This is a genomic window from Gordonia sp. UBA7599 (assembly GCA_002477755.1).
GTDB lineage: Bacteria > Actinomycetota > Actinomycetes > Mycobacteriales > Mycobacteriaceae > Gordonia.
The window spans coordinates 56,528-65,557 of record DLKD01000134.1; the positions used below are offsets into that span (position 1 = coordinate 56,528).

General features: G+C 68.2%; 12 protein-coding genes. 6 read left to right on the forward strand and 6 right to left on the reverse strand.

All coding sequences use genetic code 11. The annotated features are described in order from the left end of the window. Positions 1-36: 36 nt before the first annotated feature. The 3 genes from B4L26_RS15240 to B4L26_RS15250 are packed head-to-tail and all read left to right on the forward strand — an operon-like array spanning position 37 to position 2,170. A complete protein-coding gene (locus tag B4L26_RS15240; protein ID WP_290720098.1) occupies positions 37-774 on the forward strand; it encodes an ABC transporter ATP-binding protein in 738 nt (245 codons plus the stop codon). After that, positions 771-1,523, forward strand: a complete 753-nt coding sequence (locus B4L26_RS15245; protein WP_290720080.1) for an ABC transporter permease — start codon at positions 771-773, stop codon at positions 1,521-1,523. The genes B4L26_RS15240 and B4L26_RS15245 overlap by 4 nt, the downstream gene beginning before the upstream one ends. Then, positions 1,520-2,170, forward strand: coding sequence for a TetR family transcriptional regulator (locus B4L26_RS15250; protein ID WP_290720081.1), 651 nt, complete (start codon positions 1,520-1,522; stop codon positions 2,168-2,170). Before B4L26_RS15245 ends, B4L26_RS15250 begins: the two co-directional genes overlap by 4 nt. On the opposite strand, the gene B4L26_RS15255 is transcribed toward B4L26_RS15250, so the two are convergent. The 4 genes from B4L26_RS15255 to B4L26_RS15270 are packed head-to-tail and all read right to left on the reverse strand — an operon-like array spanning position 2,154 to position 6,342. Continuing rightward, complete coding sequence (locus B4L26_RS15255) at positions 2,154-3,239, reverse strand: acyl-CoA dehydrogenase family protein (RefSeq protein ID WP_290720082.1); 1,086 nt, start codon at positions 3,237-3,239, stop codon at positions 2,154-2,156. The genes B4L26_RS15250 and B4L26_RS15255 overlap by 17 nt on opposite strands. After that, positions 3,236-4,204 carry an acyl-CoA dehydrogenase gene (locus B4L26_RS15260; protein ID WP_290720083.1) on the reverse strand — a complete coding sequence of 323 codons (969 nt, stop codon included), beginning with the start codon at positions 4,202-4,204 and terminating at the stop codon, positions 3,236-3,238. The genes B4L26_RS15255 and B4L26_RS15260 overlap by 4 nt, the downstream gene beginning before the upstream one ends. A 1-nt stretch (position 4,205) precedes the next feature. After that, entirely contained in the window at positions 4,206-5,372 is a 1,167-nt protein-coding gene (locus B4L26_RS15265) for an acyl-CoA dehydrogenase family protein (RefSeq protein ID WP_290720084.1), read from the reverse strand. A gap of 4 nt (positions 5,373-5,376) precedes the next feature. Further along, a complete protein-coding gene (locus B4L26_RS15270; protein ID WP_290720085.1) occupies positions 5,377-6,342 on the reverse strand; it encodes an enoyl-CoA hydratase in 966 nt (321 codons plus the stop codon). A 78-nt stretch (positions 6,343-6,420) separates the two neighbouring features. Here B4L26_RS15270 and B4L26_RS15275 point away from each other — a divergent pair, with 78 nt between their 5' ends. Next, positions 6,421-6,582 carry a hypothetical protein gene (locus tag B4L26_RS15275; protein WP_290720086.1) on the forward strand — a complete coding sequence of 54 codons (162 nt, stop codon included), beginning with the start codon at positions 6,421-6,423 and terminating at the stop codon, positions 6,580-6,582. Here B4L26_RS15275 and B4L26_RS15280 read toward each other — a convergent pair. Together B4L26_RS15280 and B4L26_RS15285 are read right to left on the reverse strand one after the other, a co-directional pair. Beyond that, positions 6,579-6,941 carry a cupin domain-containing protein gene (locus B4L26_RS15280; protein ID WP_290720087.1) on the reverse strand — a complete coding sequence of 121 codons (363 nt, stop codon included), beginning with the start codon at positions 6,939-6,941 and terminating at the stop codon, positions 6,579-6,581. The two genes, B4L26_RS15275 and B4L26_RS15280, sit on opposite strands and share 4 nt — an antisense overlap. 15 nt (positions 6,942-6,956) lie before the next feature. Continuing rightward, positions 6,957-7,847 (reverse strand): helix-turn-helix domain-containing protein, encoded by an 891-nt coding sequence (locus B4L26_RS15285; RefSeq protein WP_290720089.1) that lies wholly within the window; start codon positions 7,845-7,847, stop codon positions 6,957-6,959. Between the two features lie 30 nt (positions 7,848-7,877). Between B4L26_RS15285 and cysD the strand changes: the two genes are divergently transcribed. Next, positions 7,878-8,813, forward strand: coding sequence for a sulfate adenylyltransferase subunit CysD (cysD, locus tag B4L26_RS15290; RefSeq protein ID WP_290720091.1), 936 nt, complete (start codon positions 7,878-7,880; stop codon positions 8,811-8,813). Beyond that, positions 8,813-9,030 (forward strand): GTP-binding protein (locus B4L26_RS15295; protein ID WP_290720092.1); only part of this gene is annotated, 218 nt, incomplete at its 3' end. The genes cysD and B4L26_RS15295, both read left to right, overlap by 1 nt.

The window sequence follows — 9,030 nt, forward strand, 5'->3', positions numbered from 1 at the left end:
ACGCAGGGCTCAATGCGCGCTACATTTCATCGCATGATGAGTTCACCGAGTGATGAATTACTCGCGGTCGAGGTTCGCAACCTCCGGGTCAAACGCGGCGCGACCGAAGTTCTGCGCGACGTCGGCCTGACTGTCGAGCGTGGCTCGATCACCGGCCTCCTGGGACCGTCGGGATGTGGGAAGACGACGCTGATGCGTTCGATCGTCGGTACCCAGATCGTCGAGTCCGGCGAGCTCACCGTCTTGGGTGAACCGGCCGGATCACCGTCGCTGCGCCGACGTGTGGGGTACGTGACCCAGGCGCCGAGCATCTACGACGATCTGTCCGTGCGCGACAACGTCGCCTACTTCGCGGCGGTCTACGGTCGGTCGCGCGATGACGTGGCGGCGGCCATTGACCTTGTCGGTCTCTCCGACCGTACGAAGCACCGCGGCGATGAGCTGTCCGGAGGTCAGAAGACCCGGGTCTCGCTGGCGTGCGCCCTCGTAGCCGATCCGGAACTACTCATCCTCGACGAGCCGACCGTCGGTCTCGATCCGGTCCTGCGCGCGGAGCTGTGGGCCCGGTTCCACGACCTGGCCGCGCGGGGTGTGACGCTGCTCGTCTCGAGTCATGTCATGGACGAGGCCGAGCACTGCGATCAACTGCTCCTGATGCGGGAGGGGCGACTTCTCGCCGAGCTGACGCCCGCCGAACTACGCGCACGCACCGGGGAGTCCAACCTCGATCAAGCGTTCCTGACTCTCATCCAAGCGGCTGGAGCAGCACAATGACGACCCCATACCTGGCGACGACGGTCCGCATCCTCAAGCAACTCCGCGCCGACCACCGGACGCTGGCGATGATCGTCGCCGTGCCGTCACTGCTGATGGTGCTGGTCTACTTCGTCTACCAGGACTATCCGACGATGCCCGGCCAACCGACGCTGTTCAGCCGAGTCGGCATCAGCATGCTCGGGATCCTCCCGTTTGTCGTCATGTTCCTCATCACGGCGATCGCGATGCAGCGCGAGCGGTCGTCGGGAACGTTGGAGCGGCTGATGACGACGCCGATGCGCAAGCTCGACCTCCTCGGGGGCTACGGCACGGCCTTCTCGGTGGCAGCGACGGTCCAGGCCGCGGTCGCCTGTGCGGTGAGCTTCTGGTTCCTCGGTCTCGATCCCGCCGGCGGTGTGTGGCTGGTGATTCTCGTCGCCGTCGTGGTGGCCGTACTCGGCGTCGCACTGGGACTGTTGGCCAGTGCCTTCGCCCGCACCGAATTCCAGGCCGTGCAGTTCATGCCGCTGGTCGTCGCACCGCAGCTGTTCCTGTGCGGATTGTTGGTCCCGCGCCACCAACTGCCGGGGTGGCTGGAGGCCATCAGCAACGTGCTCCCGCTGAGTTACGCCGTCGATGCGCTGAACGAGGTGTCGCAGCACCCGTCGGCGACCGGGCAGATGTGGCGTGACATCGCGATCATCGCGGCCTTCGCGCTCGTCGCGCTGTGCCTCGGAGCCGCGACGCTGCGCCGGCGGACAGCATGAGCGGTGGGCGGACGGGCCGTCGGCCCGGGTCTTCGGACACGAGGTCGGTGATCCTCGCCGCGGCGCGAAGCCGGTTTGCCGAGGTCGGCTTCGACAAGGCGTCGATCCGCTCGATCGCCGCCGCGGCAGGCGTCGACTCGGCCCTGGTGCACCACTATTTCGGTACGAAACACGATCTCTTCGTCGAGGTCGTGGCCCTGCCGGGAGACCCTGCGATGGTGGTGCGCACCCTCGGTGACGCACCTCTCGACAGACTTGGGGAGGTACTCATCCGGACGATCGTCGGGCTGTGGGATTCCCCGATCGGGATGGGGGCGGTCGCCGCCTTCCGCAGCGCCGTCGCCGGGGGTGACGAGTCGTTGCTGCGGACCTTTCTAACCGACGTCGTACTCAAGGACGTCCGGGTGCGGGTCGACGAGGAGATCGGCGACGGTGCGAAGCGCACGGCACTGGTCGCCTCGCAGATGGCGGGGCTGCTGGTGGTGCGGAAACTCCTGCAGATAGAGCCCGTCGCGTCGATGTCGATCGACGAACTCGTCGCCGACGTCGGGCCCAACCTTCAGCGGTACCTGACGGGCTCGGGTCTCGATACACCCGCACCTGCGCCGCGGGCATTCGACCACCGTGACGCTAGGGGAGGCGCGTAGCCGCCAGGATATCGACCGGCTGGCCGAAGAACTGCGCCGATGAGGCGGCGCGTTTGAAGTACAGCTGGATGTCGTGCTCCCAGGTGATGCCGATGCCGCCGTGCAGCTGGATCGCCTCACCGGTCACGCGTCCGAACGCCTCCGAGCAGTAGACGTGCGCGGCGGCCGCCAGCTCAGCACCCTCGGACGTCCCGATCGCCTCGACCGCCGCGTAGGCGATGGAGCGCGACGTCTCGACGTCGGCGTACATGTCGGCCATACGGTGCTTGAGTGCCTGGAACGAGCCGATCACCCGCCCGAACTGCTTGCGCTCCTTGGTGTATTCGACTGTCATCCGGAGCGCGGCGCCGGCGGCACCGACCTGCTCGACGGCCAGCAGTGCCCACACCAGGTCGCGCACGCGGGCGACGAGGTCGTCGGGGGCACCGATCGCCGTCGCCGACACGTCGGTGAACGACACCTCGGAGAGCGGTCGGGTCGGGTCCATGGTGGCGACCGGGCGGATCTCGACGCCGGGTGCATCCGCGGGTACGTGGTGCAGCGTCACGACCGGTCCACCGCCAGCCAGAACGACCAGATCGGTGGCGGCCTCGGCATCGGTCACGTAGTGCGCGGTGCCGTTGAGGATTCCGCCGTCGGCGGTGACCCTCGGTGTGTCCCAGGAATGTTCGCTCGCCGCACACAGCGTCGCGATCCGTTCGCCGCTGGCGAGCGCTTCGACGAGCACCGACGACCCGTCGTCGGAACCGTTGTGCTCGAGCGCGACGAGGAGTGCTCCGGTCGCCAGCACGGCCGACGAGAACAGGGGGACCGGTGCCAGTGCTGCGCCGACTTCCTCGACGACGGCGGCCAACCCGGTCCAGCCCGCGCCGACGCCGCCGAGTTCCTCCGGGATGGCCAGTGCCGGCGCGCCGATCTCGGTGAGTCCCTCCCACAGCCGCTCGTCAGTGCGCCGGTCAGACGCGATCGCCGCGCGCACGGCTTCGCTGCCGCCGCGGCGCCCCAACAGGTCGGCTACCGAATCGCGCAGCGCGACCAGGTCCTCCGCGGAAATGGTCTCGGTGGTCATCGCAGGGTCTCCAGGATCCGCTGCCGGTGCGCGGCCGCCGTGCCCCATGCGCTCTGCAGCGCCTGTGTTTTGGTCAAGTACAGCGAGAGGTCGTGTTCAACTGTGTAGCCGATCGCCCCCAGCACCTGCAGGGATCGGCGCGCGGCCAGGTAGGCGGCATCGCCAGCGGCAACCTTGGCCGCGGACACCTCGCGGTCGGTGTTCACGCCGTCGGGAACCTGACCATCGAGTGCAAGGGCGGCACCGTGCACGAGCGGCCGGGCCATCTCCAGGGCGATGGCCACGTCGGCGAGGTGGTGTTTGACCGCCTGGAAGGAACCGATCGCGCGCCCGAACTGCTGGCGGGTCTTGGCGTACTCGGCGGCCAGGTCGAGCATCGTCGTGCCCAGGCCCAACAGTTGTGCCGCCGTCGCGAGCGCGCCGTAGTTGAGCACTTCGTCGGCATCGGCGGAACCCAGTGCCGTGCCGGTCGTGACGTCAGCGACGGTGCGCGACGGGTCGACGGTGACCAGCGGCTGCTCGGCCGTTCCGATGCCAAGCTCCCCGTCGACGAGGGTGTAGACGGTCGCAGCGACCGGGTCGGCGGCGCGTGGCTGCCAGGCTCCGACGGCGATCGTGGCGAGAGAGCCTTCCGCCAACGAGGCGAGCTCGGCGCCGCGTCCGGCGGAGCGCAGGGCGATCGGTACGGCGGCCAGCGTTTCGGCTACCGGTCCGGGAACCGCGTGACGGCCCAACGCCTCGGCGGCGACGGTCATCTCGATGGCGCCGGCCCCCGCGCCGCCGTGCTCGTCGTCGACGAGGAGTCCGGTGATACCGAGCTCGGCGAGCGACGACCAGAGCTTCAACCCAGGCGCGGTGTCGCCGTCGGCCCAGGCCCGGTTGGCGGCGACGGCGTCGAGTCGGCTGGCGAGGCCGTCGATGGTCTCGGCAAGGCCGACGTGTTCGTCGTCGAGGAGGAACTCCATGTCAGCGGTCCCCTCGGGGCAGGCCGAGGAGTCGCTCGGCGATGACGTTGCGTTGGATCTCGTTGGTACCCGCGTAGATCGGGCCCGACAGTGAGAAGAGGTAGCCGTCGGTCCAGCCGTCGGCCAGTTCGGCGTCGGCCCCCTGCAGTGCCAGGGCGGTCTCGTGGGCAGCGATGTCCCACTGCGACCAGAACACCTTGTTAATCGATGACTCCATGCCGAGTTGGCCGCCCGCGGCGAGCCGGCTGACCGTCGCGTAGGTGGACAGCTCGTAGGCGCGCGCGCCGATCCAGGCGTCGACGACCCCCTGGTCGGTCGAGGCCGTCGGTGGGGTGTCCGAAGCCCGGGTGCGCCAGAGGTCGACGAGCCGGTCGGTGGTGGCCAGGAAGCGGCCGGGGGAGCGCAGCGAGAGTCCGCGCTCGTTGGCCGCCGTGCTCATCGCGACCTTCCAGCCGTTGTTGACCTCGCCGATGACGCCGGAGTTCGCCGGATCTGCCGGGTCGTCGGGGACGAACACGTCCTCCAGGAACAACTCGGCGAAGCCGGGCTCACCGTCGAGCTGGGCGATCGGCCGGACGGTGACTCCGGGTGACCGAAGATCGAACATGAAATAGGTGATGCCCCTGTGCTTTTGGGCCTCTTTGTCCGAGCGGAACAGGCCGAAGCCCCAGTCGGCGAACGACGAGCGTGAACTCCACGTCTTCTGCCCGTTGAGCAGCCAGCCGCCCTCGGTGCGCGTCGCGGTGGAGCGCAGCGACGCCAGGTCGGAGCCCGCTTCGGGCTCACTCCACGCCTGGCCCCAGATGTCGTCGGCGCGGGCCATGCGCGGCATGATCTTGTCCAGCTGCTCTTTGCTCGCGTGCTCGAACAGCGTCGGCGCCAACAGGAAGATCCCGTTCTGGCTGACGCGTCCGGGCGCGCCGGAGCGGTAGTACTCCTCCTCGAAGATCACCCAGTGCAGCAGCGGTACGTCGCGGCCGCCGTATTCGACGGGCCAGCTGACCACCGACATCCGGGCGTCGGCCATCTTCGCCTCCCACGCGCGGTGGGCCTCAAAGCCCTCGGCGGTGTCCATCGAGGGGAGCGGCTGTGCCGGAACGTTCTCGTCGAGCCAGGATCGCACCTCGGTACGGAAGGCCTGGGCATCGTCGTCGAAAAGGAGATCCATGGCGCTACGCCTTCGCAGATTTCTCGGCAGATTGATTGGCCCCGCTCGCTGCGCTCCCGGCGGCCGAGGACTTCATCGACTTCGCATCCATCCCGCCCAACGAGTCGCCCCCGCCCTCGGCGTTGGCGGCATGCGCGTAGTGGTGCCAGCCGAAGACCGAGTCCATCGCGTTGCGCATCCCCATCTGGTCCTCGCAGATGTTGACCGCTTTCTTGGAGAGGAACAACCCCTGCATCGGCATGGCGACGATCTGCTCGGCGATCGAGGTGACCTTGGCCTCGAGGTCGTCGCGCGCGACGACGTGGTTGACCATGCCCCAGTCGAGCGCCTGGGCGGCGGTGAAGCGCTCGCCGGTGAACAGGATTTCCTTGGCCCGGCGCGGGCCCAGGACGAAGGCGTGGGCGAAGTACTCGACGCCAGGGATGCCCATGCGGGCGACCGGGTCGGAGAAGAAGGCGTCGTCGGCGGCCACGATGAAGTCGCAGCTCCAGGCCAGCATGAGTCCGCCTGCGATGCAGGCGCCGTGGACCTGGGCGATGACCGGCTTGGGGATGTCGCGCCAGCGGCGACACATACCCATGTAGACCTCGGTCTCGCGGGCCAGGCGCTGGTCGGCGGTCATCGGTGTTTCCGCGCTACCTCCGGGTGTGGTGTGGTCCCAGTGCAGTGTCGCGGCGTTGTCGTAGTAGACGTGGAAGTCGCGCTCGGGGGTGCCGATGTCGTGGCCGGCGGAGAAGTGCTTGCCGGCCGCGCGCAGGACGATCACTTTCACCGCGGGATCGTCGACGGCCTTGCGGAACGCCGAGTCCAGCGAATACGTCATCACCGAGTTCTGCGCGTTGCGGAAATCGGGGCGGTTGAGCGTGACGTAGGCGAGTGCCCCGTCGAGTGCGGTTTCGTAGGCGACCGGGCTGGTATCGGGACCAAGTTCGTCGGGGCTCAGCGGCGGTGGGATCACGGCGTCACTCATGCCGTCCAGACTAACCTAGCAAGTGCTTGGTTGGTAGCCGTGGGTGACAGCGGCGGCCGATACGGGCAAAGTGGAGGTATGTGGAAAGCGCTCGCCATCATCGCCCTGGGGCTCATCGCGTTGATGTTCCTGTACCCGCTGATCAAGGGCCTGATCTGGATCGGGATCGTCCTGCTGGCTCTCTACGGGGCTTTCGCGCTGTTCGTCGACGCCAAGACGAAGACGCCGCCGGGTCGTTAGCCGCCGAAGGGCTTGATAGTCAGGGACGGCTCGCGGTGCGTGTGCACCGTTAGATAGCCCAAACCGTCCTCGCCCGCGGTGAACGACCGCGTCGAGAACCGCGGCAGCCAGACCAAGTCGCCTGCGGTGACCTCGATCCCGCCGTCCTCAATGCCGACCACCCCGGATCCGTCGACCACGTGGACCAGCACATCGACCTCGCCGCCGGTGTGCGTGGCGATGGAGCCGCCCGGTGGGAGGCGGAGGAGATTGGCGTCGAGATGTCGGTCCGGCAGGTCCAGCTTCCAGGCCACCCGGGACGCGCCTCCCGGTGAGGCGGTCGGGTCCGTGCTGCCGAGCTTGCGGGGCGTTTGCGCCATGTCCGGATCGTAGTCCTACGGGGCTGATCTCAGCCGCTGTGCCGCAGCAACGACGTCCCGTCCCAGGCGCTCCAAGGTGTCGGCGCTCATCGTCGTGTTCGGGCAGGCGACCACCGACCCGACCACCTGGGTTCCCTCGAACACCGGCGCACCGACGGTGACCGCGCCGATCTCACCGATCAACTCCTCCGGCAGGTAGTCGACGGCCGACAACTCGCCGACCAGTGCGCCTACCCGGTGACGCAGCGCCGGGGGCACGCTCGCCATGGTGGTCAGGGCGTCAATGACCGTGCGGTGCTCATCGGCGACGCGCTCGACGGAGTACCCGCGCTCGGCAACGACCGCCAGCACCTGCCGCAACCGTGCTTGGTTCGACGGCTCAGCCGCCTCGATCCACCGCTCGCGCACCGCGGGCGCCTCCCAGGCGATGAATTCGCGGCAGATCGGCGGGCGCAGATCGATGCGCCGGCCCACCGGGAGCGTGGGTACCCGCGTTGCCGCACGCGGCCATGCGTACTCGACGGCTGTCACTGTCTCCTCGTCGATCCGGCGGGCGAGGAAGACGGGCATCTGCAGCGCGTTCGCCAGGTCGGCCAAGACCGGACGCGCCGAGGCGGTGAGCCGATCGGCACCCAGGACCCGGGATGCGGTGGCGACCAGCCCCGGACCGACGGCGATGGTGCCGTCCTCGCCGCGGTGCACCCAGCCCAAGTCGGCGAGTTCGACGACGATCGCGTGCGTCGTCGCCCGCGGCAGCCCGGTGTCGCGCACAATGTCAGCGAGCGTGTTGCGACGCTCGGGGTGGCGGATCGAGGCGTCGATAAGGGCGTCCAGAACCGTGACGACCCGTCGCGTTGGCGGCGACAGTTGACGCCGCGTCGAGCTGTCGCCTACGGTCGCTGTCATATTGTCAACACATAGTGTCGAATACTCGACATGTCAAGAGAAGGCGTCACGGTGAGCGAGACCCGCTACGAGCTGACCCACCTACAGGCCCTCGAGGCCGAGTCGGTGCACATATTCCGCGAGGTCGCGGCGACCTTCAGCAACCCCGGCATGCTGTTCTCGGGCGGCAAGGACTCGGTCGTGATGTACGCCGTGGCCCGCAAGGCCTTTTGGCCGGCGCCGCCGCCCTTCACCCTGATGCACGTCGACACGGGGCACAACTTCGACGAGGTCATCGAGTTCCGCGACCGGCTCGTCGAGCAGACCGGCGCGCGCCTGGTCGTGAGCCACGTGCAGGACGACATCGATGCCGGTCGCGTCGTGGAGCAGACCGGCCCGGGTACCAGCCGTAATCGGCTGCAAACTGCGGCACTGCTGCGCGGCATCACCGAGAACCGCTTCGACGCGGTGTTCGGCGGCGCGCGGCGCGACGAGGAGAAGGCCCGCGCCAAGGAGCGCGTCTTCAGCTTCCGTAACCGCGAGGGCGGTTGGGATCCCCGTGCGCAGCGCCCCGAGCTGTGGCACCTCTACAACGGCCGTCACCACTCCGGCGAGCACATCCGCGTCTTCCCGCTCTCCAATTGGACCGAGCTCGACATCTGGCAGTACATCGCCGCCGAGGACATCGAACTGCCGTCGATCTACTACGCCCATGAGCGCGAGGTCGTCCCGCGCGACGGGATGCTGCTGGCGCAGACCCGATTCTTGGAGACCTACGACGGCGAGACCAGCCACACTGAGCGGGTGCGCTTCCGGACCGTCGGCGACGCGACCTGTACCGGTTGCGTGGAGTCCGACGCCGACACCGTCGAGAAGGTGATCGAGGAGATTTCCGCGACGCGGATCACCGAGCGCGGCGCCACGCGCGCCGACGATCGTATTTCCGAGGCGGGCATGGAAGACCGGAAGAAGGAGGGGTACTTCTGATGACTACCCCGCATCGCAGCGAACTGTTGCGCCTGGCGACCGCCGGCTCGGTCGACGACGGGAAGTCGACGCTGATCGGTCGGCTTCTTTACGACTCGAAGAGCATCTTCACCGACCAGCTCGAGGCGATCGAGCGGACCAGCGTGCAGCGCGGCACCGAGTTCACCGATCTCGCGCTGCTCACCGACGGCCTGCGCGCCGAGCGCGAGCAGGGCAT

Excerpts from the sequence above, each read along its gene's own strand:
- B4L26_RS15260 (WP_290720083.1), bottom strand. The coding sequence starts at position 4,204 with ATGGAGTTCCTCCTCGACGACGAACACGTCGGCCTTGCCGAGACCATC.
- B4L26_RS15240 (WP_290720098.1), top strand. The coding sequence starts at position 37 with ATGAGTTCACCGAGTGATGAATTACTCGCGGTCGAGGTTCGCAACCTC.
- cysD (WP_290720091.1), top strand. The coding sequence starts at position 7,878 with ATGTCAAGAGAAGGCGTCACGGTGAGCGAGACCCGCTACGAGCTGACC.
- B4L26_RS15245 (WP_290720080.1), top strand. The coding sequence starts at position 771 with ATGACGACCCCATACCTGGCGACGACGGTCCGCATCCTCAAGCAACTC.
- B4L26_RS15285 (WP_290720089.1), bottom strand. The coding sequence starts at position 7,847 with ATGACAGCGACCGTAGGCGACAGCTCGACGCGGCGTCAACTGTCGCCG.
- B4L26_RS15275 (WP_290720086.1), top strand. The coding sequence starts at position 6,421 with ATGTGGAAAGCGCTCGCCATCATCGCCCTGGGGCTCATCGCGTTGATG.
- B4L26_RS15280 (WP_290720087.1), bottom strand. The coding sequence starts at position 6,941 with ATGGCGCAAACGCCCCGCAAGCTCGGCAGCACGGACCCGACCGCCTCA.
- B4L26_RS15270 (WP_290720085.1), bottom strand. The coding sequence starts at position 6,342 with ATGAGTGACGCCGTGATCCCACCGCCGCTGAGCCCCGACGAACTTGGT.
- B4L26_RS15255 (WP_290720082.1), bottom strand. The coding sequence starts at position 3,239 with ATGACCACCGAGACCATTTCCGCGGAGGACCTGGTCGCGCTGCGCGAT.
- B4L26_RS15265 (WP_290720084.1), bottom strand. The coding sequence starts at position 5,372 with ATGGATCTCCTTTTCGACGACGATGCCCAGGCCTTCCGTACCGAGGTG.
- B4L26_RS15250 (WP_290720081.1), top strand. The coding sequence starts at position 1,520 with ATGAGCGGTGGGCGGACGGGCCGTCGGCCCGGGTCTTCGGACACGAGG.